The sequence below is a fragment of the Paenibacillus sp. FSL R7-0216 genome (assembly GCF_037969915.1).
In the GTDB taxonomy this organism is placed as follows: Bacteria; Bacillota; Bacilli; order Paenibacillales; family Paenibacillaceae; genus Fontibacillus; species Fontibacillus rhizolycopersici.
This window is the reverse complement of record NZ_CP150222.1, coordinates 1,312,544-1,337,853: the sequence shown is the minus strand read 5'-3', so window position 1 is coordinate 1,337,853 and position 25,310 is coordinate 1,312,544. Positions and strand designations below refer to the sequence as shown.

Below are 25,310 nucleotides of genomic sequence, written 5' to 3'. Positions count from 1 at the left end.
CAAGCTGCAGGTGACCGGCATAACGACCAGCACAACCCTCTGAGCACCAAGGCTTTAAGGGCGGTAGTGACCGGCGGAGTGACCAGCAGAAGAACCAAATCTATCAATTTGATTTTTTACTAAAGGAGATGATTGAACATGCCATATTTCAGGAAGCGAGGCTGTAAATGTGAAGAAGGAAAAAAATGTACATGTGGGGCGACCTGGTCCGTAACAGTAGACATTGGCCGGGATCCTGTCACCAATAAGCGAAAGCAGAAGGAACTAAGTGGTTTTATAACAAAACTCGATGCTAAAAACGCCGCCGCCGCATTAATCACAGAATTCCAGCAAGGGACATACGTTCAAGAAAAGAACATTACCTTCAAAGAATTCGTGAAAACATGGTTGGAATCGTACAGCTCCACCGTGAAAATCAGCTCAGTCCGAGTTCGTAAGCATGAGTCCGGCCGGCTAATGAAATATTTTGAGAACATGAAAATGAAGGATATTACTAAAAAGATGTATCAGGATGCCCTGAATGATTTACAGAAGACGGATGAAACAAAGAAAGGACTGGCCTTTAACACTTTATCAGGTGTTCATTCTACAGGAAGAATGATATTCAGTAAGGCAGTTGAGCTTGACATCATAAAAAACGACCCAACTCAATACGCCAAGCTGCAGCGTCCGCAGAAAACAGTTGAGGAAATTGAGCAAGAAGAAGAGGTTGCGAAGTACCTCGAGAAGGAAGAACTGGCCAAGTTCCTTGACACTATCCGGGAGCACGGGCTCGATCAGGATTACGTCATATTCCTCATACTCGCTTACAGCGGGATGCGAGCGGGAGAGCTTTGTGCCCTAAGATGGTCTGACCTCGATTCGGACGAGCATACAATCAGCATTACAAAAACTTACTACAATCCGTCCAATCGAACGCGGGAGTACCAACTGCTCACACCCAAGACCAAAGCATCAAGACGTAAGATCGATATGGATCCAATGGTGTTTAAGGAGCTTCAGAAGCACCGTAAGAAGCAGAAAGAAATTATGATGGAATATCGAACCACCTACCATGACGGTGATTTTGTAATTGCCAAAACTGATGCCCTAAATGCGGGATATCCGGAATTCATCAAAACTATAGAAAACCGGATGCGCCGGCTGCTGAAGATTTCGGGACTTAATGAAAAGCTGACCCCTCACTCCCTGCGACATACTCATACTTCCCTGCTGGCAGAGGCCGGGGTAGGATTGACCGAGATCATGGAACGGCTCGGTCATAAAGATGATGATACAACCCGGAATGTATACATGCATGTTACCAAAACAATGAAAAAAGAAGCTTCCCAAAAGTTCGCTGAACTCATGAGAAGCCTCTAAACATGTTACCTTATGTGGGGAAAATGTGGGGAAATGGCCTTCCCCACATTCAAAAACCCTTAAATATCAAGGCTTAGAAGCCTGTTTTACATCATGCCGCCCATGCCGCCCATGTCAGGCATAGCTGGTTTTTCCGGTTCTGGTTTGTCGGCGATCACCGCTTCGGTGGTCAGGAACAAGCCAGCAACGGATGCTGCATGTTGCAATGCGGAACGAGTAACTTTCGCTGGGTCAACGATCCCTGCTTCGATCATGTTCACCCATTCGCCGGTAGCGGCATTGTAGCCGACGCCAACTTTTTCTTTTTTCAGGCGATCCACGATAACGGAGCCTTCTTCGCCAGCGTTTGCAGCGATCGTGCGTACCGGTTCTTCCAGGGCACGAAGCACGATGTTAACGCCGGTTTTTTCGTCGCCGGTTGCTTCAACCGCAGCTACAGCGCCATATACGTTCACGAGGGCAACGCCGCCGCCGGATACGATACCTTCTTCAACGGCTGCACGCGTTGCGTTCAGCGCGTCTTCGATGCGCAGTTTGCGTTCTTTCAATTCAGTCTCGGTTGCCGCACCAACTTTGATAACCGCTACGCCGCCAGCCAGTTTAGCCAGACGTTCTTGCAGTTTCTCTTTGTCGAACTCGGAAGTGGTTTCTTCCAGTTGAGCACGGATTTGGTTCACGCGAGCCGTAATGTCGCCTTTGTCACCGCTGCCGTCCACGATCGTTGTGTTTTCTTTCGTAACGATCACTTGACGTGCGTTACCCAGTTGATCCACCGTTGTGCTCTTCAGGTCAAGGCCGAGCTTCTCGGTGATCACTTGGCCGCCGGTCAGAGCCGCGATATCTTGAAGCATTGCTTCGCGACGGTCGCCGAAGCCAGGAGCCTTAACTGCTACCGCGTTGAACGTGCCGCGCAGTTTGTTCACGATCAGCATCGCTTGCGCTTCGCCCTCGATATCTTCAGCAATGATAAGCAGCGGTCTGGATTGTTGGACGATCTTCTCCAGAAGCGGCAGGATTTCTTGCGTGCTGCTGATCTTCTTGTCGGTGATCAGGATATATGGGTTATCGAGTACGGCTTCCATTTTGTCCGTATCGGTAATCATGTAAGGAGATACATAACCGCGGTCGAATTGCATCCCTTCAACCACTTCGAGCTCGGTGGCAAAACCACGGGATTCTTCAACAGTGATAACGCCGTCCTTGCCGACTTTCTCCATCGCTTCAGCGATCAATTCGCCGACTTCTTCGTCCGCAGCAGAGATCGCGGCAACTTGAGCGATCGATTGCTTGCCTTCGATGGCTTTGGAGATGTCTTTCAGTTCAGCCACTGCAGCGCGAACCGCTTTGTCGATCCCTTTGCGCAGGCCGATTGGGCTAGCACCTGCAGTCACGTTCTTCAAACCTTCGCGGATCAGCGCTTGCGCCAGAACCGTTGCCGTCGTCGTACCGTCACCGGCTACGTCGTTGGTTTTCGTTGCTACTTCTTTAACGAGCTGGGCGCCCATGTTTTCAAAAGCGTTCTCCAATTCGATTTCTTTCGCGATCGTCACACCGTCATTCGTGATCAGCGGGCTGCCGAATTTCTTCTCCAGCACGACGTTGCGGCCTTTCGGACCGAGTGTTACTTTAACTGCGTTTGCCAAAGCGTCAACCCCGCGAAGCATAGCGTGGCGGGCTTCTTCACTGAATTTAATGTCTTTTGCCATTGTTCAATTACCTCCCATATAGATGTGTGTAGGATTGTTCGTTCGATACCCTTCGGCGGTTTAGCCGAGGATCGCGTGGATGTCGCTTTCTTTCATAATCAAATATTCTTTGCCTTCGTATTTCACTTCGGTGCCTGCATATTTGGAGAAAAGAACGCGGTCGCCTTCCTTTACTTCCAATGGAACGCGGACGCCATCTTTCAAAGTACCGCTGCCAACAGCGATGACTTTACCTTCCTGCGGTTTCTCTTTGGCCGTGTCTGGAAGCACGATACCAAATGCCGTTGTCTCCTCTTGCTCGATCGGTTGCACGAGAACGCGTTCACCTAAAGGTTTGATCATGAAAAAACAGCCTCCTTTAAATATGTGGTGTTATGGGTAGATGTTTGTCATATGTATTAGCACTCGATCTACTCAAGTGCTAACAACCACTTTTATATTACTCAAGTTGCGAGTAGATTTCAAGTTCCTTTGTACAAATTTTTTTCTTTGTTTCATAGGGCTTCACCCACGCCCTTCCCATTTTATCCTTGCACTTGGATAAATATTCCGCTGGTCACGGACAGGGCCCCTTCACCCAACCAAGCCCAGGTCCAGCGGGCAAAAGAAAAACGCACCCCGCTTACGCGAAGGTGCGTTCCCCCTCATTTATACTTTTCCGCCCGTTCCGCATCCGCCGCTTGCTGCTTTGCATATACCCGCTTGGACAGGAACACGCTGAGCTCATAAAGCAGGACCAGTGGGACGAGCACCAGGAAGGCAGAAAAGAAATCCGCCGGCGTAATCATCACCGACACGACCACCAGCGCGAAATACGCTGCCCGGCGCATCTTCTTAAGCCGAAGCGGGTTCAATATCCGCAGTTGCGTCAGAAACAAAATGACTAGCGGCAGCTCAAACAATAACGAAATCGGCAGCACGATATTGGTCAGAAACTTGAAATAGTCGGCCATCCCGTAGGTCTCGACAAGTCCCAACTGCTTGTTCAACGAGCCTGTAAACGTCATGGCCAGCGGGAATACCACGTAATACCCGAAAGCCAAGCCCGCTAGGAAGAAGACGAACACGTACGGAATATACCTTGCGGTCGCTTTACGTTCCTGGGCCTTCAGACCGGGGCTCACAAACGCCCAAACCTGATAAAGCGTAAACGGCAGTGTAATCCCGAGTGCGACCAGCATGGCGATTTTCATGTAAACGCCAACGCCGTCCCAGAACGAAAAAGCGTTGAGTTCGATGGCCACGCCGGAAATAGCGTTCTTCGTCACATAGTGGTAAATCGGATCGACCACGAAAAAGGCCGCCACCAGCACCGCGACGAACACGACGCCAACAACCACTAATCGCCGCCGCAACTCCGTCAAATGATCCACGAGACTTTGCGCATTGTCTTTCTCCGACATCTCCTGTTCTCCTTCCCCATCAAGCTTCCCTTCAAATCTCAAACAAAATCCCTCCGCGAAGGAAGGGATCAGGTTACGCCTATGTAACTGGATCTACCGTTTCCGTTTATTCAGGAAGACGGCGGTCGTCCGGTTTGGGGCCTTCTACCTGCGGTTGCGGTGCAGTTTCCGTTCTTCTGACTTCCGGTTGATCGTCTACGATATCCCGGGTTGCCTCTTTGAATTCACGAAACGTGCGGCCAACAGCCCGCCCCAGATCAGGCAATTTATTCGGACCAAACAGCAGCAACGCCGCGATGACGATCAACAAAAATCCGCCTGCGCCCATGGTTGATTCTCCTTTCGTTACGGCAAATAAATAGACAGCGATCATCCGAACCGATACATTCACTCGCCCACATCATACCATAATGAATATCACAGTTACAGTCTATTTATTTAACAACTTAACAAAGAAACAGAGAATAAGGCCCGATAATGAAGGTTCATTATAAACGAAATTGTCCCGTGACCATCAGTAACGCTTCCGGCAACTGGTCCATGATCGCCGCCAAATTTTCGTGCACGCCTTTAGGTGTTCCCGGCAAATTCACGATCAGCGTACGTCCACGAATGCCCACGATCCCCCGAAATAGCATGGCTGCAGGGTTCTTCTGCATCAACCGGTACCGCATCGCCTCCGCCATGCCCGGCACTTCGCGTTCGATGACCCGGCGGGTCGCTTCCGGTGTCACGTCACGAATCGCTAGCTCCGTCCCCCCCGTAGTTAACACCAAATCGGCGTGAAAATAATCGGTCATTTCAATCAATGCGGCGATAATTTCATCCGGTTCATCGGGGACGATCCGGTATTCCACGATTTCGCCGCCCAATTCCTCCTCCACCAGCTCACGGATTACTTGGGCGCTCGTATCTTCACGTTCTCCCCTGGCTCCTTTGTCGCTGGCGGTAAGGATCGCTGTTTTCCAAACCATGAAGTCACCCTCCTCATCCATATAGGAACTCCCTGCGGAGTCCAACGTAATGCCGGATCATGTCGATTCATGCTGAAATCAACTTTAAACTGCCATCTATATCTATATCAAAATCTAGTAGCCGCCGCAAATGTCATGAACGCACGTAATCCCCGCTTTTGCCGCCCGACTTTGACCGCAGCTGCGTCGGACCAATCACCATGTCCTTTTGCAACGCCTTGCACATGTCGTACACGGTCAGCGCGGCGGCGGACACCGCGGTGAGCGCCTCCATTTCAACGCCCGTTTTGCCTTCTGTCTTCACTGTCGCCTCGATGTATAGCTCGTCCTGTCCGTTGTCGCCAAACGTGATGTTAACGCCCGTCAACGCCAGCGGATGGCACATCGGAATCCAATCGGAGGTTCGTTTAGCTCCTTGGATTCCCGCAACCTGGGCCACGGCTAGCACATCGCCTTTGCCGACCCGCCCTTCTTTAATGGCCTCAAGGGTTGACGGCAGCATGGTGACCTTCGTCTCCGCTACGGCCACGCGAACGGTCGCCGATTTCCCGGAAATGTCCACCATACGGGCTCGGCCTTGTTCGTTAAAATGCGTCATTCCTTGACCCGATTCCGAGGTTGTCAAGCTTATCACTACTTTCCTTCATATATATCGTTTCTTTTGCCGTTAACAACAGGTCTAGCCGGAAATCATGCGGTTCCATCGGGATTGCCCCCTCCGGCAGGATCAACTCCTGAAGGACGAGGGCAGCCAGGACGACCTGATCGGTACCGCCACTCAGGCGGCTCAACTCATCGATTAGGCGATCGTAATACCCTGCTCCAAATCCGATCCGCCCCCCGTTCCGATCAAAGGCCAGCCCCGGAACGACAATGACGTCGATTTCGGGATAGCGCTCAGGTGGCCAAACGGCCGTATGCCCCGCGGGCTCCCGGATCCCCCATGTACCGGGAACGAGGTCCTCCGTCCCGGAAATCTCGTGCAAGGAAAGGCTGCGCTCCGGTCCGATCCTCGGCGTGAGCAACCGGTCCCCCTGGGCCAGGCCGTTAGCCAGCAATGGCCAAGTATCCGGTTCATCTCGGAAAGCCACGTAGCAGAACAAGTTCAGCTTCCCGCCTCGCCGCGCCCGCAGGGGGCTTAGCACCTCACGTTCGGCTATACGGCCGGCGGCCAGAGATTGCTCCAAACGAGATCCCTCCGGAATTTGGGCGCGAACCTTCAGCATTCGCTGGCGCAGCTCTTTTTTGGCATCCATAAACTCCATGCCGTTCTCCCCTTCCGCTCCCGTCACACGATGACCGGTCTTCCACTAGCAACATAGCCGATCCGGCTGTTCTCTCCCTTAGTGTATCATTGTTATATGAAAATGAAAACCAAAGCACCCGGTTTGCAAAACGCGGTCTTCCAAGCATTCAGCGATGCAATTCGCTTGGGTTTCATGTACACTGAAGGTACGAGTTTCAACGAACTAATGCTTTCCCCATCATGAACAGAATGCAAATCTTTTTTTGGAGGATCGAATTCGCTATGCTGCTTCAAGCTTCGAACATTACGAAATTATACGGCGTAATCCCCGTGCTGGAGGGGATCAACCTGCAGGTGCTCGAACGGGACCGGATCGGCCTCGTGGGCGTCAACGGCGCGGGTAAATCGACGTTTTTGCAGATTTTGGCTGGAGAACTATCCCACGATGGAGGACAAATTTTCAAAGCCAAGGAGACTACGATCGGTTACCTCGCGCAAAATAGCGGATTACAATCGGACCGCACCCTCTGGGAAGAGATGCTTGCCGTGTTTGCCCCGTTGATCGAAACGGAACGCGAACTGCGCCGGATGGAAGAGCAGATCGCGGATCCGGAGTTAGCCCGGGACGAGAAAGCGCACCAGGAGTTGCTCGACCGTTATGCGCTTAAATCCGACTGGTTCAAAGATCATGGCGGTTATGAAATGGAGACCCGCATCCGCATGGTGCTGCACGGTATGGGATTTGGCGATTTTGCGCCGGACACCCCCATCGCAACGTTAAGCGGCGGACAGAAAACCCGGCTTGCGCTTGCCCGTATTTTGCTGCAGGCACCGGACCTGCTGATGCTGGACGAACCAACCAACCATCTTGACATCGAAACATTAACCTGGCTCGAGGATTATTTGCGCAATTATTCCGGAGCCTTGCTGGTCGTCTCGCATGACCGTTACTTCCTCGACCGGCTTGTCACAGCGATTGTAGAGATCGAACGACATCAATCCCGCCGTTATACGGGGAACTACAGCCGTTTCATCGAGCTGAAAGCGGCGGAATACGAAAGCCAATTGAAGCAATACGAGAAACAGCAGGATGAAATCGCCCGAATGGAGGCGTTTATTCAGAAGAACATCGTCCGTGCGTCCACGACGAAACGGGCGCAAAGCCGTCGGAAGGCGTTGGAGAAGATGGATGTTCTCGACCGGCCGCTTGGCGACCTGAAACGGGCGACCTTCTCCTTCGAGGCCGAGGTTATGACGGGTAAGGAAGTGCTGCACGTCAATGGCCTTACCTACACGTTTGCGGATAAACCCAAACCGTTATTCCAAAACGTCAACTTCGATCTATACCGCGGCGAAACCGTAGCCTTGATCGGCCCGAACGGGATCGGAAAATCGACGCTGCTGAAAATGCTGACCGGCGATTTGCGACCATCGGATGGAACGATTTCTTGGGGCGCCAAGGTCAAGGTCGGTTACTACGACCAAGAGCAAACGCATTTGAATGCCGCCAACACGGTGCTTGAGGAAGTCTGGGGTGCCTATCCCCACATTGAGGAAGCGCGTATTCGCAGTGTACTGGGCAATTTCCTGTTCAGCGGCGAGGACGTGCTCAAGAAGGTCGCGGCGTTAAGCGGCGGTGAGAAAGCCCGGGTCGCCTTAGCCAAGCTAATGCTGCAAAAAGCCAACGTGTTGATCCTGGACGAACCAACCAACCATTTGGACCTATTCAGCAAAGAAGTCCTGGAGTCCGCTCTGATTGAATACGATGGAACGCTGCTGTTCATCTCCCATGACCGTTACTTTCTGAACAAGATGGCGGAGCGTATCGTTGAACTTCATCCGTATGGTGCGGATCATTTCCTGGGTAATTATGACGATTATTTAGCCAAAAAGCAGGAGCTTGCCGAACTCGCTACCGAGCAGGCGAACGCTGAGGCAGCCAAGTCGAACGCAAACTCGACCAACAAGCCGTCCGAACCGGAGTCCTCGACAGCTAAATCCGGTGCCGCTTCCTATGAAGCCGATAAACAGGCGAAACGCGAGGAGCGGAACCGACAACGCCGGTTGGAGCAACTGGAGGAATTGATCTCCGTGCTCGAGGACGAAATTGCCCGACTGGAATCGGAACTGACCCTTCCCGAGGTCTATCAGGACTACACCGCAGTCCAAGAGCGGCAGGACGGGATCGACCGCCGGAAAGAACAGTTATCCACGGCCTATGAGGAATGGGAATCCTTGGCTGAAAGATAAAATTCACAAAATATTTTGATCCTTACCCCATTTTTTTCACCTTGGTTATACACAGCGTTATCCCCATTATGCAGAAAATATTCGACCTAAAAACGGCCCGCGGGGCCGTTTTTTTCCGGGGAAATCGTCGGTTTTTGTCAAAACCCTGTTTTATCCACCAACTTGTCCACATTATCCACAGTTTTCTGAAAACATGAGACTCGTTTTCTTCGATCTTGCTTCATAGGTTGGTACGCAAGCTTTCATCAACTTTTCATCAAGATAGCCAACAAGCTGTGGATAACCTTGTCCACAACTTGACAAAACCTTCGTCTTAGGTCCAACTCCTCAACCCATCCCTAAATGCTGATTTTCTTCACAGGAAATCGCCCAGGTTCGAAGCTCATAGTTCTCCGCTCCCGATTTCACGAACGGATCGCGTTCCGCGATTTTCCTTGCTTCCTCCAGACTGTCCGCTTGGATAATGACCATCCCGCCCTTATAATCGAGTAAAGGCCCGCATATCACAAGTTGACCGTTTCGGTCCAGTTCTCTTAGGTGAGCAACGTGTTCGCGGATTAATTCCTCTTCCAATCGTCGGCCCGGATTTAGGGAAAGCAGGATCACGTACCTCTTGAATTCTTCAAAAGAGGGGGCTCCACTCATAGTTAATTCCTCCTTCATCTAGTCTGATGCTTACTTCCCAATTTCCTGCCATTTTGCATGTGCGCTCGCCCCGAGCCCCTGAAACCATCCGAAATGCCTATTGCCCTGCCCTTTTTAAAATCATTATGATCTCTATAGAACTGCGGCCAAAAAAACACATAGGCCGTCAAATATTCACCGAAAAGGAGAGAATGGAATGAAATTTGTCAAAGCCGCTTCAATCGCCGTACTAGGCGTCAGCCTCGTCTTTGTAGGAGGATGCCAAATGTTCGGCTCTTCTAAGGGCGCTTCATCCACGACATCCCCTTTTACGGAGTCCAAGCTGCCCGGAGGGGGTCTAGCCCTCCCGCAGAACGAACGAATCCATTTGTCTACCGATAATCAATGGATCGAAAAAGAAGGGCATTTATCCGACCTGATCCGCCTGCAGTGGACGGGGGACCGCGCCAAACCCGCGATCGCTTGGGCCGATGAGCAAGGGAAGGACAAAACGGCGATCATCTCGCATGATAAAGCGAACAATCCCGAACAGCATGATCATAAGCATATTTCGATCGAAACGACGATGTCACCCACCGGAGAGAATAAGGATCAACTGTTTACCCGTTTGGAAATCCCTTACGATACCGACGTCGCCGAGATTCGCACCCACTCTTCCAATTTTAACGTCATGGACGGTATTTTGCGCGTAGCCGGCGAAGGTAATCGGGACGTGCAGTTGGCCAACATCGGCAAGGATAACGCCACCTCCCCGCTTTGGAGTCTACGTGCCAACAGCGCCGAGCTCAAGGGAAGCAATGCCGGGGCCGATTTTAACGTGATCCGTTACTCGGATGAAGGAGAAGTGCTCGACAGTGCCCTGACAATCAAACGGGATCATGGACAAGTTGGCATCGGTACGGAGGATCCGCAAAGCGCGCTGGACATCAATGGAGACGGAATTCGTATCCGCGAGTCCCGCACGCCGGCTTCTTCCAAAGCTCCCGGAAATCCCGGCGACATCGCCTGGGACGAAAACTATGTTTATGTCTGCGTAGCCAAAGACACCTGGAAACGAACGGAGTTGTCCAATTGGTGACCTTGCTCAATGATCGGCGGCTACGATACGTATGCCCGCATCTGCCTGGATTTCCGTCTTCACTCGGCCCTTGGCATTGTTACCTACAAATTTGATGCGGTACGTTCCCGGGCTAACCTTCAGCTCCATCTTGCCTTCGCTAGTTCCTTCGGCAAGCGTCGTCACCTCGCGATCCGGTCCGATCGCCACCAGCTTGAATCGGCCGCCGTCGATCTCTTGCTGATGGATGAAATTCACCTTGCCCTTCGCCGAGGCGTGGATGAACCAAATCGTTTCCATCCCGTAGAAAGAGGAGAAGGACACCGTGTTCGACTCGTTGCTCGTATCGCCTACCCGCTTCACATAGGTGAAGGTGTCGCCTTCCTGGGCCAGCTCCGCTTCGTCGTCGTAAAGCTGCTTTTGCCTTTCCGTAGCCAGACTGCAGCCCCCAAAAATGGCCAGCAGCATCACAGCGCACAGAAGGCCGAGAAGCAGCCGTATTCCGCCGGGCAGCCGCGTAGAGTTGCCCGGCATCCTTTGATTACGCATATTTCTCCCCTCCTAGGCGTTGTCCGTAAATGACTTTCGATAAAATCCTGTGACCGAAGGCAGTATGGTTAACGCTTGGATCGCCAAGCCCCAAGCCGTATAAACCAAATGTACGACCGAAGAGCTGCCGAGAATGTAGATTTGGACCGAAAGCCAGACGATTAATCCAAAGCCGATATAAAGGGAAAAGGCCCAAGACCAATGCCGGTCTTTAAATGGGTTCAGTTTCTCTCCTAAACCCCAATTCCATTTCCATACGAGAGCCGTCGTGACCGTAAGGGGCAACACGCCAAAGGCCATCAGAAGGATCACCCCCGGAATCAAATAATTCGGGAACAGCGGGATCTGCATCAACTCTGTCGGCATCCCCAACAAGGCGCCTGACGGATCTAGCATCAACGCTCCACCGCCGAATACAGCACCGATTCCGAGTAACCCCTGCAATCCTATCAATAACAAACTTGCCACCGGTTTATCTACCGTTCCCCCCATTTGTACACCCCTTTTGCGTCTTTCTATTTGTGATTCAATTCACCCATTCACAAAAAAAAAAGAAGATGGGGCCTATTTCGGCTCATCTTCGTTGTTACTGCTACTTTATCATAGGATGCCCGGGTTGGAAACGGTTAAATGTCGAATAAACGGCGTGGCTTGAAAAAATAAGAGGTTCCCGAGTAGAATAGATAAAAACTTAAAATTTAAGAGAGAGGGCTCAGCCATATGAATCGTAAAGCGGTCCGAAGCATTACAGACCTGATTGGCGAAACCCCGGCCGTCAAGTTAAACAAACTGGTCTCCAACGAGGAGGCGGACGTATACGTCAAGCTGGAGTTTGCCAATCCGAGCGGAAGCGTTAAGGATCGAGCCGCTGCCCACATGCTCGCAAAGGCAGAACAGGCCGGTTTGATTGCTCCGGGGGCTACGATCATCGAGCCGACGAGCGGGAATACGGGCATCGGGCTGGCGATGAACGCCGCGGCCAAAGGGTATCGGATTATCCTCGTCATGCCGGACAACATGACGAAAGAGCGAATCGCCCTGCTGCAAGCTTACGGGGCCGAGGTCGTGCTGACGCCGGCTGCGGAGCGCATGCCCGGCGCAATCGCCAAAGCCCGGGAGCTGCTGGACCAAATCCCCGGCAGTTTTATGCCGCAGCAGTTTCAAAACCCTGCCAACCCGGAAATTCACCGGCTCACGACAGGGCCAGAAATCATGCGGCAAATGGATGGCCGGCTCGACGGGTTCGTAGCCACGGCAGGCACGGGCGGCACCATCACCGGAACCGGCGAGTATCTGCGGGGCGTATTGCCGAACATCCATATCACCGTCGTCGAGCCGCAAGGCTCCCCCGTCCTCTCCGGAGGGGTACCCGGCCCGCATAAGTTGGTCGGTACCAGCCCGGGTTTTATCCCACCGATCCTAAATACCGCGGTCTATGATGAAATCGTCCAGGTCAGCGATGCGGATGCGCTGGATACGACACGGCGATTAGCGGCACTAGAAGGCCTATTGGTCGGACCTTCGTCCGGGGCCTCGGTTTGGGCGGCGATTCGTTTAGCCCGGCACTTAGGCCCTGGGCGCCGCGTTTTGTGCATCGCTCCGGACACCGGGGAGAGGTATCTTAGCATGGGCATCTTCGATGAGCCCGCACGCGTAGAAGAATAAGTAGATGAAACAAACCATTTTATCGGGAAAAGAGGAATGAATTTATGCCCCAACTAATCGGAGGCATCTCCCACTTCGACAAAGCGGAGTTGCACGCCATCCTTCAGGATCCTGCCAGCGACATCGTCGTCATCGATGTCCGTGAGCCGTTTGAATACGAAGCTGCGCATATTCCAGGGGTCCCCCTGATTCCGATGGGTGAAATCCCCTACCGGCTGGAAGAACTCGACCCGGAGCAGGAATACGTGTTGGTCTGCCGAAGCGGCTCCCGCAGTTACGAAGTCGCCCGTTACCTACAGGCACAGGGCTTCACGCGGATCCACAATTTTCTCGGCGGCATGCTTGGCTGGGACCTCGAGGTGACGTCCGGGCTGGAAGAAGATGCATCCCATTAAGAAAACAAAGGAGAGCAGAAGATGAGAAAACTCGTTCTATTTCTACACGCATCGCTTGACGGTTTTGTGGAAGGTCCTAACGGAGAAATGGATATTGGCTGGGTTTCCTACGATACGGATCTCGAGAGACACGCGAAAGAAATTCTGAGTACGGCCGATACGGTTATTTGGGGCCGCGGTACTTATCAGATGATGCACAGTTACTGGCCGTCCGTGCCTTCAAACCCGTCAGCTTCGCAGCATGAACGGGATCATGCCGAGTGGATCGATAAGACAGAGAAAATCGTTTTTTCCACTACGCTGGAGAACGTCGATTGGAATAACTCCAGACTTGTGAACAAAGATATCGAGAATGAAATCCGTCACCTCAAACAGCAGCCTGGTAAGGACATGGTCATTCTCGGCAGTCCTAGGTTAGCGCACCACTTTATGCAGCTTGACTTAATAGATGAGTATAAAATTACCGTATCCCCTGTCCTGATCGGAAAAGGTTTGCCCTTATTCCAAGGTCTCAAGGAGAAGATTAACCTTAAGCTCATCGAAAACAAGACCTTTGACTCTGGAGCCATCGGTCTCGTATATCAGACGGTAAGATGATCTTGCCGCTTACGGTGGCGTTCCAACCATCCTACGGCATAATCAACCAATTCTCGTTGGGGCATCAGCAAGGCGGTTGCCCCGGCGATTTGTCCCTGTTTCACCATGCCGGTTTCCCGTGCGAAATCGGCACCGAGCTGAACAAAATCCTCCGAATCGTATTCGAGCTCGGCAAATTCCACCCACTGTCTTTCCCCATTCACCTGCATCGGCGCCTTTGCCGTGTAAATTTCATTGCTCTGATTGTCCATCCGACACTCCGCCAAATGGATCGACGTATTGTTCCCGTGACCTACGCCAAGCAGCAAAACATCTCCTTGCAGCTCGTAAATTCGCGCAAGCGGAGAACGCTCGCCTAGCCCGAATTCCAGGCCGTGATTCGCCGTAATGTTCTCGGCCTCGCGGCCTCTGGCTGCAAACGACACTTGCGGATGTCCGCTGCGCAAGGTGCCCTTTTGCTTGCGGAACGTGTCCGGAATCACGCCCATGTACCATAACGACGTCAGCTCGGGATCATAAACCGGCATCTGCTCGCGAATGGTGTCCCACCATTCCTTGGGTACCGGCGGATTTTGCCATCTGGCCGGGTCTCCAACGTCGCCCGAATGGGTGGGCATTACCAAGGTCCCTTCCTCCCCCAACGCTGCCTCTAGAGCCAGGACAACCGCCGCTGGGCCGCCGCACACCCATTTCCCCAGCGCTTTAAAAGACGAATGGACAAGCAGTGTCGACCCTTCTCGAACCCCTAGAGCCGCTAAGTCTGACCGCAATGTTTCTACCGTGTACAATTCCCCTTGAATTTCTTCCATTATGCTTCGATCTCCCCTACTTTCTCTAGTCTGCAAACGACGACGGTAAGCCGTCCAGGCTTACGGCGTTTTTCTGGCGACGATATTCCTCCAGGCCGGAAGATCCTTTGGTTTCAGCCCATTTGACCAAGGTTTCGCGATCCCCGTCATAGCTGAACAGCGGTACGCCGTAGCCGCAGGATGTCTGCACCCCGTAAACAGAGACAAGAACGATTTGGCGCGCCCCGCTCAGCTTGGGAAACAAGCCTTCGAGTCGCTCCCAATCCGCCGATCCCGGCAGAATCACTTGGCCTTTCCCATACAGGCGCAGGATCAAAGGCTGCCCTTCGAAAGCGGCGAACATGATCGTGATCCGTCCGTTCTCCTCGAGATGGGCTGCCGTTTCATTCCCGCTGCCTGTCAAATCCAGGTAAGCGACCTCGTTTGGCGAAAGGATCCGCAGCGAATCATACCCTTTGGGCGACAGATTGACATGCCCTTCTGCGCTAAGTGGTGCCGAACCAACAAAAAAGAGATGCTGCCGACGAATAAATGCCTCATGCTCCGGCAGCATCGAATCGAACATTTTCCCCATGTCTACCCCTCCCATCTATAAATGCAGCCAACGGTGCCGTCCTTACTTCCGGCTGTTTCTCATCGCGTTCAGCAGTTGGACATCGGTTGAAGCGGTAAACCGCTGATAATCCGGCGAGTCCATGCCGTAGATAGCGATTTTCCCCTGTTCGTCATAATGCACGCCCCATCCATACTTCTTGGAAAGGACCGAGGCCCGCAAGCAGGGGTGCGGTTTGCTGAACAACTCCTCCCAGAGTTCCTGCCTTCGCTCCTGCACAACTTCCTTCGGAATTTGCTTATGGCGAATATGTACCTCGAACAGCAGTTCCTCGTGATTGTACCGGTACGGAGCTTGCGAGAGCAGCTCGTATTGGATCATGTGCGCAGGTTTCGCAGGTCTCGTCGACACCGGCTCGATGCCACGATCTGCAGGACAATCGGGCGATACGCGAATAAACGTATTTTTGTAGCTCACGGCCCCCGGCCTCCTTCGCTTTTTTTCCTTATTATACCTGAATCTTCAAATTTAAAGAATATGATCCTTCTTCGTCAATTGTATTCGGTTTTTCGCATACAAAACGGTGCTGAAGCCCAAAAATCCGAAATCTATTCGATATTTCATACAGAATCTAGGCTTACGCTTTCCTGATGGGCAAATAGATATGAAATTTCATATACATTCCGTTAATAACGCCGAAATCGCCCCATTGTATTCGGTTTTTCGCATCCATTTCTGCCTGTGGGCCTCCGGTATCCAGGAGATGAACATCTAAACTCATAAAAAAACCGGCGGTGCATGCACCGCCGGAACAATTACTTGAATCTTACGCCGGGTTCGGCTGTTGGCCGGCCTTATTCTTGGCCAGCTTCAAGTAACCCTGCACGTTCAGAATCTCGCTATTCTCTTCAAACCGCAAACGCATGGGGCCGGCCGCATCGATCAAGTACGATTTCAACGCCGCGGCGCCGCCGCCAAGCACATAAAAGCATTCGATGTCCGGGTACTTCTTCCACCGCTTGCGAATCAGATCAACCAACTTCTGCGCGGCTCGGCTGAAATACATATCGACAATCGGCCGAATATCCGCTTGTCCTTCACCTACACGCTGGATGACGAATTCGCGATTCCGGATGCGTCCAATCAGCTTCGTACGGCTCGGGAAGCGGTAGCCGAACTGGTCCTCTATATCGCGGATAATCGAATCCAGATAGGTTGCAAGTCCGAACTGCTCCCCTGTACTGAACTGGTTGTCGATATTCATCCGCTTCACGACCGGGAAATCCGTTGTCAAAGCGCCGATTTCGCAAATGCCGATACAGCCGTTATGGAGTTCTTCGTTTCGCACCTGGAGCGTATCGTTCGTCGCCAAATGGAACAGCGCCGCCGCGCCTTCCACCGACACGATCGTACGGCGGATCTGAAGGCGTACCGTGCGCCCGCGCAGCTCCGGCGTGGACAGGAACGTCACTTCGTGCTCGCCGGTCAGCCGCTCCTCGAACGCTTGATGAAAGGCAACGTAAGAACGGACCGGAAGTCCTGTCCCGATTATGTATTCAGCCTCTTCGATCCCGGTTCCCGCCGTCGGATAAGTTTGTCCAGACAGGGCTGCATAAGCCAGCGCCGTCAGCGCCACGACCAGGGACTGATCGCTGGTGGCTTTGTTGTCCGTCTCTTCCAACTCGGAATTGTCTTGATCCTCCATCGCCAGCAAGCCTACGAAATACCGCTGGTTATTTCTCTTTAATTTAGGGCTATAGACCCGAACATCCAGCGCCTTCAGCGGAGAGTCTTCCTCTTGCAGCACATGTCTATCATATCCGGGAGAAACGATACTCGGAATAATGATCGGTCGTTGTGAACCGTCAACCACTACCTTAACGCTGTCGTTGCCAACGTCGATTCCGGCAATTCTGATCATAATAACCTCCTTACATTAGGAAAGAAGACACTTTTCCAATTATTTCTCATTTCGCTTCCCTTCGACAAATTCCTGCTTTAGGAGTGAAAATAGTTACAAAATTTTTTTAAATGAAAAAGGGATTTGCCACATTTTGCCGAAATAGTTGTATTGGCAAGTCGCAAGGAATGACCTTGGTCCTACATAATGGCATATTCAACCCAAGAAGATCAGGAGGAAGTCATGAAGATCAGATTCAAAAAAAACGTGAACCGGCGCTACACGCTGCTGATCGTGCCGGAAGGCACCAGCCCTGTGTTCCGCTTTAAATTCCGCTTGTTCTATTTATTGGCCATCCTGGTCACCGCGGTGGTGCTGCTCAGCTCCGTGTTGGTTTTGTATGCCGTCAACCGCACGCATACGAGCCGGATTGGGACGCTCGAAGCGCAGCTATCCGATTCTTCCGACCAGTTCAGGAACACCGTCGTCAATAAAGAACAGGAAATCGACCGGCTCTTAAACGAGCTGATGGAGTTATCCAAGAAGTCGAAGACCATTGAGACGAAGATGAGCGAGCTGGAGCAACTGGAAGCCGAGCTTAAATCGATTACGGACGGCGGATCGACAAAAGCAAAAGACAAAACCGCAGCGGCGGGCAAAGAAGCAGCGATGGACTCCCTCGCTTCCGAAGGTGGAGTTGGCGGAGAATCGATCCCACTCACCGAACAGGATGTGGCAAAGCTGGTCAAAGAGACGAAGGAGAGCATCACCACCTCGCTGACGGAGATGCCCGAATTGCAGCAACGGCTGGAGCAAACGAAAATTTCGATCCAGGAATATAAAGCGTTGATGGCCATCTTGCCGACCTTTTGGCCCGCCGATTCCGTCAGAGTCACCTCCGAGTATGGTGAACGAGAAGACCCTTTTAACGGGCGTTTGACCATGCACGCCGGAATGGATATCGGGGGAAGCATCGGCGATCCTGTCTATGCGGCAGCGAACGGTAAGGTCGTCGATACCGGATACAATAGCGCACGCGGGAACTTTATCACGATTTCGCATCCTTCGGGATTGAAAACGAACTATATGCATTTGAGCAAAATCCTAACCAAGGTTGGCGCCACCGTTAAGCAAGGCGATACCATCGCAGAGCTGGGCTCCACCGGGCGTAGCACCGGTCCTCATCTACACATCAAAGTCGTGAAGAACGGCAGTACGGTCGACCCGGCCAAATACCTTAGAAAACCCGGAGAGGAAGAGTAATTCATGAAATTAAGGAATAACGCGAAACCTGTTAAGCTGGACCCGAACACCACCGACACTTTGATCGGGGAAGGCAGCATTTTTGAAGGGAAAATTCGCTCGGACGCCGGCGTGCGCATCGAAGGACAAATTACCGGCGATATCGAATGCGAAGGCGACGTGACCGTTGGGGAGAAAGGTGTGGTCCATTCCAACATCCTGGCCCGTAACATCATTATCGCCGGCACCGTGAACGGCAACGTGCAGGCCAAGCTCAAGCTGTCCATCACCTCCAAAGGCAAGCTGTACGGCAACATGGTTGCTTCCTCTCTCTCCATTGAGGAGGGCAGCGTATTCGAAGGTACCAGTAAGATGGGCGGCTCGGACAAGCCCAATCCCGCTGTAATGAAGGAAACGGCGGCTGCGGTTGACCCCGAGCAAACGCCTCCTGCCAAGAACAACGCGAAGTCGGAAAACGATGCGGTTTATAAAACGTGGTAACGCGAACCCATCGAATAATAAAAGGCCGGACAATTTGTCCGGCCTTTTGCTTGGGGCGGTCGCCTCAATATTGAATTAGCTTGGCCTAACAGACCAGCCTTCCAGCGAAAGCGAAGGCTCGGCTTTTAGCTCCAGGCTGGAAAACTCACCGTTCTTCCACTTCAGGTAAGCGGCTGCGCCAATCATCGCGGCGTTATCGGTGCAGTATTTCAACGGTGGGATCAGCAGGGCAATCCCCTCGCGATCACAGCGTTCGGCAAGCGCAGCCCGTAACCCCCGATTGGCAGCTACGCCGCCGCAAAGCAACAGCTGCCGCGCACCGGTGGCACGAACAGCGCGAATCGCTTTCTCCACGAGCACCTCGATCACCGATTCCTGGAACCCGCGGGCAATGGCCGGCTGGTAGCCGTCCTCGCCGCGCATCTTGTGCTGGTTCACCGCATTCAGTACGGCTGACTTGAGGCCGCTCAAGCTGAAGTCGTAAGAGTCCGGCTCCAGCCACGCCCGCGGCAGCTCCTCTGCTTCCTCCGCCTCCGCAGCCAGCTTGTCCACGAAGGGCCCCCCCGGATAAGGGAAGCCAAGCGCCCGGGCGACCTTGTCATAGGCTTCGCCAACGGCATCGTCGCGCGTCCGGCCGAGCAGGCGAAAGCTGCCCTCCTGCTCCATCAGCACCAGCTCCGTATGACCGCCCGAGACGACCAACGCCATGGACGGGTATAACATCTCCGCCTCCAAACGATTGGCGTAGATATGACCGGCGATATGATGAACGCCAATCAGCGGCTTGTCCAGCGCGAAGGCAAGGCTCTTGGCGGCCATAATCCCGACGAGCAGCGCGCCAACCAAGCCGGGGCCTTCCGTCACGGCGATTGCCGACAGCGATTGCGGCGGGATCCCCGCCTCCTGGACCGCCTCCTCCAGCATTCGCGTAATGCTCTCCACATGCTTGCGTGAAGCGACCTCCGGCACGACACCGCCGAACGCCCGGTGTGTTTCGATCTGGCTGGCGATCAGGTTGGACAGCACCTCCGTCCCGTTCTTCACCACGGACGCCGAGGTTTCGTCGCAACTCGTTTCAACCGCCAATATATATACATCCTGCTCTTGCTTTACCACAAACTTTCGCTTCCTTCCCCGGTCTCCGACTGCGATCCTGGCAGCTCGCACCACATTATGATTGCATCTTCATGATTATCGGAATAATACCCTTTGCGCACGCCCGCCGGGGCAAAGCCCATTTTCTCATATAGCGCGCGGGCGACCCCGTTGGACACCCGCACCTCCAGCGTCATCCGAACCATCCCCAGCTCCACCGCCCAGTCCATCATCCGGCGCAGCAGCTTCTCCCCGAGATGACGTCCGCGGTAAGCGGTTCGAACCGCGATGTTCGTGATGTGGGCCTCGTCGAGGATCGTCCACATCCCGGCGTACCCAATCGGTTCGCCGTGAATTTCCATGATTTGATAACGGGCAAAATGATTATGGGTCAACTCGTTGCGAAAGGCTTCCTCGCTCCATGGAAGCGAAAACGACTCATGTTCGATGACCATGACGTCTGGAAGGTCCGCGAGCCTCATGTTACGAAATACGATCTCTTGTTCCAGCTTCGCCGCCCCCTCGCCTTACACGTTCCGCAGCCGTTTGGCTTCGGCTTCAGCCAGCTGCGTATAATTCGGCTCCAGCGCATGGACCTCGTCCGCCGGCAGCCACGTGCGCGCCATGCCGGCGATTCCCATCCAAGCGCCTTCCAGCTCGTAAGGCACGAGCTGAACAAGCTCGCCGAAGGCGGCGATCAGCGGCGCGATCGCCGCTTCGTGCTTCTCGGTCTCGCCCACGAACCAGAGGCGGGCCGGCCGTTCGTCCGGCGGCAGCTGTTCCAGCTGCCGCTGGAGCTCGTCGGCCCACCCGTCCATGAGCCGGATCGCGTCGGGTTCGAGACGCTCCGGCAATCCGCCCGGCGCGGGTACGCCGAACAGCGCCGTATAGGCCTGGCCGCGCCGCGCATCGATCAGCGGCGCGATCCAGTGGCCGCCGGCGGTGGCGCGGCGGCCTTCTTCGCCCCGCCGCGCGGCGAGCTCGCCCAGCGCGGCGGCGTCTTGCCCGCTGGCGCCGGCCCAGCCGCCCAGCGCCAAAGCGGCCAGGCTCGAGACGCCGTAAACCGGAAGCCGTAACGACCACGCCAAAGTCTTGGCGGTCGTGACGGCAATCCGGATCCCGGTGTAGGAGCCTGGCCCAATCCCGACGGCGATTCCATCTAAATCCTGCTTGGCGAGCCCTACCGCCTCCAGGCAATCCCCAATCGCCGTCACCAAATATGCCGAATGGTTCCGTTCGGCATGGATATTTCGTTCGGCCAGCACGCGGCCGCCCTCCGTTACCGCCACCGCCAGCGAGGACGTGGCGGTGTCAAACGCCAACAGCCGCTGCGGTGGCCGTATGTTTTCGTATTCGTTCATCTTCAGGATACTCCATTCTCTTTCAGGGCCGACACCCATGCTTCATAGGTTCCGCCCTGACCCTTGATATGCATCCGCCGTCCAATCGCTGACACCGTCTCTACGTAGATGCGCAGCACGTCTTGCGGAAGCAGCTCCTCAATCAAACTCGCCCACTCCACCAAGGTGACGCCATCTCCGTAGAAATACTCGTCCAGCCCCAGCTCATCGGCCTCATCCAACGACAGCCGGTAGACATCCATATGGTAAAAAGGCAACCTGCCCTCATACTCCTTGATCAAAGTAAACGTCGGACTGTTCACCGTGTCCCTCACGCCGAGGTGCTTCGCAAACAGCTGAGAGAACGCCGTTTTGCCCGCGCCGAGATCCCCGTCCAAGGCGATCACGGTTCCCGGCAGCGCCAGCTTCGCTAATGCGGCCGCCAACTGCTCCGTCCCTTGTAGATCCTCGGCTTCGTAAACCCATTGCGCAGGGGGGTTACCCTTGTTATCCTTCACACTCACTCTAGCTTACCACCTTTATCGCGACTCCAACAAAATCATCCGTCAGACACCTAAGTTTCGCTAACGGACCGAGCTGACCTTATTCGCTCCATTTCCGAACATTTCCCGTGCTAACGGACTCAGGAGACGTTATTCCGCCCTTCCGGCAGAAAAAACACCCCAAAACAAGCGAATAAGGTCTTTCCGGTCCGTTAACGGCCGGAACTTCACACATGCAGACAAATAACGTCCCTGATGTCCGTTACGTCCGTGTTACTTCCACGGTCACTGCTAGGCACTGTCCTCATTATATCGGTCCGCCGCACCCCCCGCAACCGCAGAACGCAGGAACGAACGGGGATGATGTCGAGCATAAATAGAAACCACTTTTATAACCATACTACGAATAGGCGAATCTATAGCGAGTATCCGACGGAAAGAAGAAAGGGGTTTAATCCATGCATACGGTCTGGAAGGGGGCGATCAGCTTTGGGCTGGTCCATGTCCCGGTCAAAATGTTTTCGGCCACCGAAGACAAAGACATCTCCATGAAATACATTCATCAGGTTTGCGGCAGTCCAATTTCGTACGTGCGGCGATGCCCGGCTTGCGAGGTGGACGTGAACTGGGAGGGGATCTCGCGGGGATACGAATACGAGAAGGGCAAGTATGTACTATTCGAAAAAGACGAGCTGGAGCAGCTCTCCGCCCACGCCGAAAAAACGATCAACATCATCGATTTCGTGGATTTGAAGGAGATCGATCCGATTTATTTTCAAAAAACGTACTATCTGTCGCCGGACCAGGCAGGCGGAAACGCCTATCAACTCTTGATGGAAGCGATGCGCCAATCGGGCAAAATCGGCATCGCCAAAATTGCCATCCGCTCCAAAAGCAGCTTGGCTGCCATCCGCGTGATGGAAGGATGCCTCGCGATCGAAACGATTTTCTACCCGGACGAAATCCGGCCGATATCGCAAGTGCCCAATCTGCCGGAGAACCTTCAGGTGAACGATAAGGAGCTAACGATGGCGAAAATGCTGATCGAGCAGCTGTCCACCCCGTTCGAGCCGGAGAAATACACCGACGATTACCGTGAGGGACTGCTGCACTTGATCGAGCAAAAAGTGGCCGGCGAGGAAATCAGTTTGGCTCCGGCCAAGCCGGAGACCAACGTCATCGACCTGATGGCGGCGTTGCAGGCCAGCATCGAAGCCGTCAAGCCGGTCGCTACCGATCCGGGTCCCGCGGCCGCCACACCGGCGAAGCGTACGCGCAAGCCGGCGGCCAAAAAAGCGAAGGCCGAGCCCGAAGCCGCTCCGGCACCAGATGCCGGGACCGCTACGCCAACCGTTGCGGTCAAGCCGAAGCCCAAGCGGCGCACTGCCGCCAAGCCGGAGGCGAAGTAGGGGGACGCGCCGAGCTTGTCTGTGCCGGGTCGTACCGCGCCATACCACGCCGCTGTACCTCGTCCCACTGGCCCTTCCGCCGCCTCTCCTACATGCTTTGCCCCATGTCGCACGCCTCGGGCGGGACATTCGCCCATCCCTGGATAATGGGGTGGCGCATCGTCCCGCCGGGCGTCCATTCCAGGAACTGAATCTTTACAGTGAGGGCCGGCTGAATCCAGACGGCCCCTTTCATGCGTTCAGGGACGTTCGCGAACGGCCGTTTAGGCACGATCAGCGGCTTCACGTTCTCCGTCAGGTCGCGCCAGTCGGACCCCTTCCATTTCCCGCTGCCGGCATGACCAATATAGATGAACCGTCCCTCCGGATCGTACAATCCCAGCAAAATCGCGTTCACCCCGCCGTCCCGGTACGTCACACCGCCGATGGCCGCGTAGAGATCACGGGCCAGCTTCTTTTTGACCCAGCGAGCATCCTTCCCTCCGATTGCATAAGCGCTGTCCAGCCGTTTCGAAACGATCCCTTCCCAGCCCCGCTCCTGCATCAAACCAAACAAGAGCTCCCCGTCCGCCACGTTAGGCACAAGCTGCACCCGTTCGGAGGGGATCACGATCTCTTGCAGCAGCTGCTGGCGATTCATGAGCGGCTCCGTGTTCACCCATTTGCCGTCATGATGCAAGATGTCAAATATCATGTAAATCGCCGGAATCCGCCTGGACGCAAAGCGGATCTCTTGCTCCCGTCGCAGGCTGTCGCGGCGCATGATTTCGTGGAACGACGGCTTCCCGCCCGAGAGCGCGATCATTTCGCCGTCGAGAATAACCGAACCCGCGCGGCAGTAGGCGCTCGTATCCTGGAACTCCGGATATTGGAGGGACCGGTCATTCCCCTTCCGATTGATCAGCTTGACCTCGCGGCCGTCGTTGTACGTGAGCATCCGCACTCCGTCCCACTTGACCTGGGCCACCCATTCTTCCCCTTGCGGGATTGTATCGCTGCGAATCGGTTCAAACGGCGCGACCGGTTTCCATTCCATGTGGCTCACAAGCCTCCTCTTTTAACTCCAACGTCCAACCTTTCTCCCCAAGTTTGCCCTCGGCCCTCGGGAACCATTCCGCTAACCCCTCCATTCGCTCATAGTTTCCAGGCCCCTAGGCAAGCCTAACCTCAAACCCCAATCGATCCGGAAAGGAGGATCTGCCATGCCGCGAACAATCAAAGGGACCATCTCCGTTGAAGGCGAAGAGGTCCCCGTCTCCAACCCCGACAAGCTGCTCTGGCCCGAAGTTGGCATCACGAAGCTGATGTATTTGGAGAAGCTTGCCGAGCTTTCACCCTACCTGTTGAAATCCTGCCGCAACCGTTTGCTGACGACCATTCGTTATCCGGGCGGCATCCACGGCAAGTTTTTTTACCAGAAAAACGCACCTGATCCGCTGCCCCCATACGTCCGCACGGCGGTCTATGAGAACATCAACTATGTCGTGTTGGACCGACTGCCCGTGCTGCTGTGGCTCGGGAACCTCGCCTGCATCGAATTCCATCCCTCCCTGCATTATGTCGGGGAGCCGTTGCCGTGCGAATGGATGATCGATCTCGATCCCACGTTGGAGGACGAACCGCGGATTATGGAGGCTGCCGCTAGGGTCGGCGATATCTTGACGTCGCTGGGTTTGCAATCCGTGCCGAAGACGTCCGGTGCCACCGGCGTGCAGATCATCGTACCGATCGAATACGGCGTGACCTTTGACGAGCTGCGTTCCATCGGCCATTTCGTCGCGAGGTACGTGACCGAGAAGCATCCGAATTTATTTACCATCGAGAGGCTGAAGAAGGATCGCGGCGACAAAATCTATTTCGATTATTTGCAGCATTACGGCGGCAAAACGTTGGCAGCTCCGTATACTCCGCGAGCCCGTGCAGCCGCCAGCGTCTCGACCCCGCTCACCTGGGACGAAGTGCGGCTGAATCCTAAGCCCGCCGATTTCAATCTGCTGAATATCGGACGCCGGCTGAAGGAACGCGGGGATTTGCTGGAAACCGTGCCCCCGCAATCCTTGAAGCTGATTTTGCAGCATTTGAAAGCCCCAGTCCGCGCCTAGTGCCTGT

29 protein-coding genes are annotated in these 25,310 nt (G+C 54.1%); 10 read left to right on the top strand and 19 right to left on the bottom strand.

Annotated elements, in window-relative coordinates:
- Positions 1–138: 138 nt before the first annotated feature.
- On the top strand, positions 139–1,362 hold the full coding sequence (locus tag MKZ15_RS05620; RefSeq protein ID WP_339820491.1) for a tyrosine-type recombinase/integrase: 1,224 nt from the start codon (positions 139–141) through the stop codon (positions 1,360–1,362).
- 86 nt (positions 1,363–1,448) lie between these two features.
- On the opposite strand, the gene groL is transcribed toward MKZ15_RS05620, so the two are convergent.
- The 7 genes from groL to MKZ15_RS05585 all read right to left on the bottom strand — a co-directional run bounded on the left by groL (position 1,449) and on the right by MKZ15_RS05585 (position 6,710).
- Positions 1,449–3,068: a chaperonin GroEL gene (groL, locus tag MKZ15_RS05615; RefSeq protein ID WP_193415549.1), complete on the bottom strand. Its 1,620-nt coding sequence runs from the start codon at positions 3,066–3,068 to the stop codon at positions 1,449–1,451.
- 60 nt (positions 3,069–3,128) lie between these two features.
- Positions 3,129–3,410: a co-chaperone GroES gene (gene groES, locus MKZ15_RS05610; protein WP_155606444.1), complete on the bottom strand. Its 282-nt coding sequence runs from the start codon at positions 3,408–3,410 to the stop codon at positions 3,129–3,131.
- Between the two features lie 302 nt (positions 3,411–3,712).
- Complete coding sequence (gene tatC, locus MKZ15_RS05605; RefSeq protein WP_155606548.1) at positions 3,713–4,471, bottom strand: twin-arginine translocase subunit TatC; 759 nt, start codon at positions 4,469–4,471, stop codon at positions 3,713–3,715.
- 106 nt (positions 4,472–4,577) lie between these two features.
- Positions 4,578–4,799 carry a twin-arginine translocase TatA/TatE family subunit gene (locus MKZ15_RS05600; protein WP_193415837.1) on the bottom strand — a complete coding sequence of 74 codons (222 nt, stop codon included), beginning with the start codon at positions 4,797–4,799 and terminating at the stop codon, positions 4,578–4,580.
- Positions 4,800–4,959: 160 nt separating this feature from the next.
- The gene (locus tag MKZ15_RS05595; protein WP_009226288.1) at positions 4,960–5,445 is read right to left on the bottom strand and encodes a MogA/MoaB family molybdenum cofactor biosynthesis protein; all 486 of its coding nucleotides are present in this window, start codon (positions 5,443–5,445) and stop codon (positions 4,960–4,962) included.
- Positions 5,446–5,578: 133 nt separating this feature from the next.
- Positions 5,579–6,043 carry a cyclic pyranopterin monophosphate synthase MoaC gene (gene moaC, locus MKZ15_RS05590; RefSeq protein ID WP_339820488.1) on the bottom strand — a complete coding sequence of 155 codons (465 nt, stop codon included), beginning with the start codon at positions 6,041–6,043 and terminating at the stop codon, positions 5,579–5,581.
- Complete coding sequence (locus MKZ15_RS05585; protein WP_339820485.1) at positions 6,030–6,710, bottom strand: 5-formyltetrahydrofolate cyclo-ligase; 681 nt, start codon at positions 6,708–6,710, stop codon at positions 6,030–6,032. Before MKZ15_RS05585 ends, moaC begins: the two co-directional genes overlap by 14 nt.
- A 263-nt stretch (positions 6,711–6,973) precedes the next feature.
- Between MKZ15_RS05585 and MKZ15_RS05580 the strand changes: the two genes are divergently transcribed.
- Positions 6,974–8,941 (top strand): ABC-F family ATP-binding cassette domain-containing protein, encoded by a 1,968-nt coding sequence (locus MKZ15_RS05580; RefSeq protein ID WP_339820483.1) that lies wholly within the window; start codon positions 6,974–6,976, stop codon positions 8,939–8,941.
- Positions 8,942–9,268: 327 nt separating this feature from the next.
- On the opposite strand, the gene MKZ15_RS05575 is transcribed toward MKZ15_RS05580, so the two are convergent.
- Positions 9,269–9,586 (bottom strand): YciI family protein, encoded by a 318-nt coding sequence (locus tag MKZ15_RS05575; protein ID WP_339820481.1) that lies wholly within the window; start codon positions 9,584–9,586, stop codon positions 9,269–9,271.
- Positions 9,587–9,782: 196 nt separating this feature from the next.
- Here MKZ15_RS05575 and MKZ15_RS05570 point away from each other — a divergent pair, with 196 nt between their 5' ends.
- On the top strand, positions 9,783–10,664 hold the full coding sequence (locus tag MKZ15_RS05570; protein WP_339820479.1) for a hypothetical protein: 882 nt from the start codon (positions 9,783–9,785) through the stop codon (positions 10,662–10,664).
- 6 nt (positions 10,665–10,670) lie between these two features.
- Here the strand turns inward: MKZ15_RS05570 and MKZ15_RS05565 are convergent, their stop codons facing one another.
- Both MKZ15_RS05565 and MKZ15_RS05560 read right to left on the bottom strand, forming a co-directional pair.
- Entirely contained in the window at positions 10,671–11,192 is a 522-nt protein-coding gene (locus MKZ15_RS05565) for a hypothetical protein (RefSeq protein WP_339820476.1), read from the bottom strand.
- A gap of 12 nt (positions 11,193–11,204) precedes the next feature.
- On the bottom strand, positions 11,205–11,684 hold the full coding sequence (locus MKZ15_RS05560; RefSeq protein ID WP_155606437.1) for a hypothetical protein: 480 nt from the start codon (positions 11,682–11,684) through the stop codon (positions 11,205–11,207).
- 228 nt (positions 11,685–11,912) lie between these two features.
- Here MKZ15_RS05560 and cysK point away from each other — a divergent pair, with 228 nt between their 5' ends.
- The 3 genes from cysK to MKZ15_RS05545 are packed head-to-tail and all read left to right on the top strand — an operon-like array spanning position 11,913 to position 13,849.
- The gene (cysK, locus tag MKZ15_RS05555) at positions 11,913–12,857 is read left to right on the top strand and encodes a cysteine synthase A (protein ID WP_339820473.1); all 945 of its coding nucleotides are present in this window, start codon (positions 11,913–11,915) and stop codon (positions 12,855–12,857) included.
- A gap of 44 nt (positions 12,858–12,901) precedes the next feature.
- A complete protein-coding gene (locus MKZ15_RS05550) occupies positions 12,902–13,252 on the top strand; it encodes a rhodanese-like domain-containing protein (RefSeq protein ID WP_155606435.1) in 351 nt (116 codons plus the stop codon).
- 21 nt (positions 13,253–13,273) lie between these two features.
- The gene (locus tag MKZ15_RS05545; RefSeq protein WP_339820469.1) at positions 13,274–13,849 is read left to right on the top strand and encodes a dihydrofolate reductase family protein; all 576 of its coding nucleotides are present in this window, start codon (positions 13,274–13,276) and stop codon (positions 13,847–13,849) included.
- Here MKZ15_RS05545 and MKZ15_RS05540 read toward each other — a convergent pair.
- The 4 genes from MKZ15_RS05540 to MKZ15_RS05525 all read right to left on the bottom strand — a co-directional run bounded on the left by MKZ15_RS05540 (position 13,834) and on the right by MKZ15_RS05525 (position 17,132).
- Positions 13,834–14,658 carry an AAC(3) family N-acetyltransferase gene (locus MKZ15_RS05540; RefSeq protein ID WP_339820467.1) on the bottom strand — a complete coding sequence of 275 codons (825 nt, stop codon included), beginning with the start codon at positions 14,656–14,658 and terminating at the stop codon, positions 13,834–13,836. The two genes, MKZ15_RS05545 and MKZ15_RS05540, sit on opposite strands and share 16 nt — an antisense overlap.
- Before the next feature lie 25 nt (positions 14,659–14,683).
- The gene (locus MKZ15_RS05535; RefSeq protein WP_339820466.1) at positions 14,684–15,232 is read right to left on the bottom strand and encodes a pyridoxamine 5'-phosphate oxidase family protein; all 549 of its coding nucleotides are present in this window, start codon (positions 15,230–15,232) and stop codon (positions 14,684–14,686) included.
- 42 nt (positions 15,233–15,274) lie between these two features.
- Entirely contained in the window at positions 15,275–15,688 is a 414-nt protein-coding gene (locus tag MKZ15_RS05530; RefSeq protein ID WP_339820464.1) for a DUF6157 family protein, read from the bottom strand.
- Between the two features lie 349 nt (positions 15,689–16,037).
- A complete protein-coding gene (locus MKZ15_RS05525; RefSeq protein ID WP_155606431.1) occupies positions 16,038–17,132 on the bottom strand; it encodes a ParM/StbA family protein in 1,095 nt (364 codons plus the stop codon).
- 222 nt (positions 17,133–17,354) lie between these two features.
- Between MKZ15_RS05525 and MKZ15_RS05520 the strand changes: the two genes are divergently transcribed.
- Both MKZ15_RS05520 and MKZ15_RS05515 read left to right on the top strand, forming a co-directional pair.
- A complete protein-coding gene (locus tag MKZ15_RS05520) occupies positions 17,355–18,374 on the top strand; it encodes a peptidoglycan DD-metalloendopeptidase family protein (protein ID WP_339820461.1) in 1,020 nt (339 codons plus the stop codon).
- 3 nt (positions 18,375–18,377) lie between these two features.
- Entirely contained in the window at positions 18,378–18,854 is a 477-nt protein-coding gene (locus tag MKZ15_RS05515) for a polymer-forming cytoskeletal protein (RefSeq protein ID WP_155606429.1), read from the top strand.
- Between the two features lie 75 nt (positions 18,855–18,929).
- On the opposite strand, the gene tsaD is transcribed toward MKZ15_RS05515, so the two are convergent.
- The 4 genes from tsaD to tsaE are packed head-to-tail and all read right to left on the bottom strand — an operon-like array spanning position 18,930 to position 21,807.
- Positions 18,930–19,970: a tRNA (adenosine(37)-N6)-threonylcarbamoyltransferase complex transferase subunit TsaD gene (tsaD, locus tag MKZ15_RS05510; RefSeq protein WP_339820459.1), complete on the bottom strand. Its 1,041-nt coding sequence runs from the start codon at positions 19,968–19,970 to the stop codon at positions 18,930–18,932.
- Positions 19,964–20,431: a ribosomal protein S18-alanine N-acetyltransferase gene (gene rimI, locus MKZ15_RS05505; RefSeq protein ID WP_155606428.1), complete on the bottom strand. Its 468-nt coding sequence runs from the start codon at positions 20,429–20,431 to the stop codon at positions 19,964–19,966. The genes tsaD and rimI overlap by 7 nt, the downstream gene beginning before the upstream one ends.
- Positions 20,432–20,476: 45 nt before the next feature.
- A complete protein-coding gene (gene tsaB / locus MKZ15_RS05500; RefSeq protein WP_339820456.1) occupies positions 20,477–21,310 on the bottom strand; it encodes a tRNA (adenosine(37)-N6)-threonylcarbamoyltransferase complex dimerization subunit type 1 TsaB in 834 nt (277 codons plus the stop codon).
- A 2-nt stretch (positions 21,311–21,312) separates the two neighbouring features.
- A complete protein-coding gene (gene tsaE, locus MKZ15_RS05495) occupies positions 21,313–21,807 on the bottom strand; it encodes a tRNA (adenosine(37)-N6)-threonylcarbamoyltransferase complex ATPase subunit type 1 TsaE (RefSeq protein WP_193415839.1) in 495 nt (164 codons plus the stop codon).
- Between the two features lie 443 nt (positions 21,808–22,250).
- Here tsaE and MKZ15_RS05490 point away from each other — a divergent pair, with 443 nt between their 5' ends.
- Complete coding sequence (locus tag MKZ15_RS05490; RefSeq protein WP_339820453.1) at positions 22,251–23,201, top strand: Ku protein; 951 nt, start codon at positions 22,251–22,253, stop codon at positions 23,199–23,201.
- Positions 23,202–23,289: 88 nt separating this feature from the next.
- On the opposite strand, the gene MKZ15_RS05485 is transcribed toward MKZ15_RS05490, so the two are convergent.
- Positions 23,290–24,237, bottom strand: coding sequence for a DNA ligase (locus tag MKZ15_RS05485; RefSeq protein ID WP_339820450.1), 948 nt, complete (start codon positions 24,235–24,237; stop codon positions 23,290–23,292).
- A gap of 166 nt (positions 24,238–24,403) precedes the next feature.
- On the opposite strand from MKZ15_RS05485, the gene ligD reads away from it, so the two are divergent.
- A complete protein-coding gene (gene ligD / locus MKZ15_RS05480; RefSeq protein ID WP_339820448.1) occupies positions 24,404–25,303 on the top strand; it encodes a non-homologous end-joining DNA ligase in 900 nt (299 codons plus the stop codon).
- Positions 25,304–25,310: the final 7 nt, after the last annotated feature.

Bases quoted from the DNA above. Each gene is read 5' to 3' on its own strand.
- MKZ15_RS05550 (WP_155606435.1), top strand. From the start codon at position 12,902: ATGCCCCAACTAATCGGAGGCATCTCCCACTTCGACAAAGCGGAGTTG.
- MKZ15_RS05490 (WP_339820453.1), top strand. From the start codon at position 22,251: ATGCATACGGTCTGGAAGGGGGCGATCAGCTTTGGGCTGGTCCATGTC.
- tsaB (WP_339820456.1), bottom strand. From the start codon at position 21,310: ATGAACGAATACGAAAACATACGGCCACCGCAGCGGCTGTTGGCGTTT.
- MKZ15_RS05595 (WP_009226288.1), bottom strand. From the start codon at position 5,445: ATGGTTTGGAAAACAGCGATCCTTACCGCCAGCGACAAAGGAGCCAGG.
- MKZ15_RS05545 (WP_339820469.1), top strand. From the start codon at position 13,274: ATGAGAAAACTCGTTCTATTTCTACACGCATCGCTTGACGGTTTTGTG.
- tatC (WP_155606548.1), bottom strand. From the start codon at position 4,471: ATGTCGGAGAAAGACAATGCGCAAAGTCTCGTGGATCATTTGACGGAG.
- MKZ15_RS05585 (WP_339820485.1), bottom strand. From the start codon at position 6,710: ATGGAGTTTATGGATGCCAAAAAAGAGCTGCGCCAGCGAATGCTGAAG.
- cysK (WP_339820473.1), top strand. From the start codon at position 11,913: ATGAATCGTAAAGCGGTCCGAAGCATTACAGACCTGATTGGCGAAACC.
- MKZ15_RS05560 (WP_155606437.1), bottom strand. From the start codon at position 11,684: ATGGGGGGAACGGTAGATAAACCGGTGGCAAGTTTGTTATTGATAGGA.
- MKZ15_RS05515 (WP_155606429.1), top strand. From the start codon at position 18,378: ATGAAATTAAGGAATAACGCGAAACCTGTTAAGCTGGACCCGAACACC.
- groL (WP_193415549.1), bottom strand. From the start codon at position 3,068: ATGGCAAAAGACATTAAATTCAGTGAAGAAGCCCGCCACGCTATGCTT.
- MKZ15_RS05540 (WP_339820467.1), bottom strand. From the start codon at position 14,658: ATGGAAGAAATTCAAGGGGAATTGTACACGGTAGAAACATTGCGGTCA.
- ligD (WP_339820448.1), top strand. From the start codon at position 24,404: ATGCCGCGAACAATCAAAGGGACCATCTCCGTTGAAGGCGAAGAGGTC.
- MKZ15_RS05570 (WP_339820479.1), top strand. From the start codon at position 9,783: ATGAAATTTGTCAAAGCCGCTTCAATCGCCGTACTAGGCGTCAGCCTC.
- MKZ15_RS05575 (WP_339820481.1), bottom strand. From the start codon at position 9,586: ATGAGTGGAGCCCCCTCTTTTGAAGAATTCAAGAGGTACGTGATCCTG.
- moaC (WP_339820488.1), bottom strand. From the start codon at position 6,043: ATGACGCATTTTAACGAACAAGGCCGAGCCCGTATGGTGGACATTTCC.
- MKZ15_RS05580 (WP_339820483.1), top strand. From the start codon at position 6,974: ATGCTGCTTCAAGCTTCGAACATTACGAAATTATACGGCGTAATCCCC.
- MKZ15_RS05485 (WP_339820450.1), bottom strand. From the start codon at position 24,237: ATGGAATGGAAACCGGTCGCGCCGTTTGAACCGATTCGCAGCGATACA.
- rimI (WP_155606428.1), bottom strand. From the start codon at position 20,431: ATGAGGCTCGCGGACCTTCCAGACGTCATGGTCATCGAACATGAGTCG.
- MKZ15_RS05600 (WP_193415837.1), bottom strand. From the start codon at position 4,799: ATGGGCGCAGGCGGATTTTTGTTGATCGTCATCGCGGCGTTGCTGCTG.
- MKZ15_RS05525 (WP_155606431.1), bottom strand. From the start codon at position 17,132: ATGATCAGAATTGCCGGAATCGACGTTGGCAACGACAGCGTTAAGGTA.
- MKZ15_RS05620 (WP_339820491.1), top strand. From the start codon at position 139: ATGCCATATTTCAGGAAGCGAGGCTGTAAATGTGAAGAAGGAAAAAAA.
- MKZ15_RS05565 (WP_339820476.1), bottom strand. From the start codon at position 11,192: ATGCGTAATCAAAGGATGCCGGGCAACTCTACGCGGCTGCCCGGCGGA.
- MKZ15_RS05520 (WP_339820461.1), top strand. From the start codon at position 17,355: ATGAAGATCAGATTCAAAAAAAACGTGAACCGGCGCTACACGCTGCTG.
- MKZ15_RS05535 (WP_339820466.1), bottom strand. From the start codon at position 15,232: ATGGGGAAAATGTTCGATTCGATGCTGCCGGAGCATGAGGCATTTATT.
- groES (WP_155606444.1), bottom strand. From the start codon at position 3,410: ATGATCAAACCTTTAGGTGAACGCGTTCTCGTGCAACCGATCGAGCAA.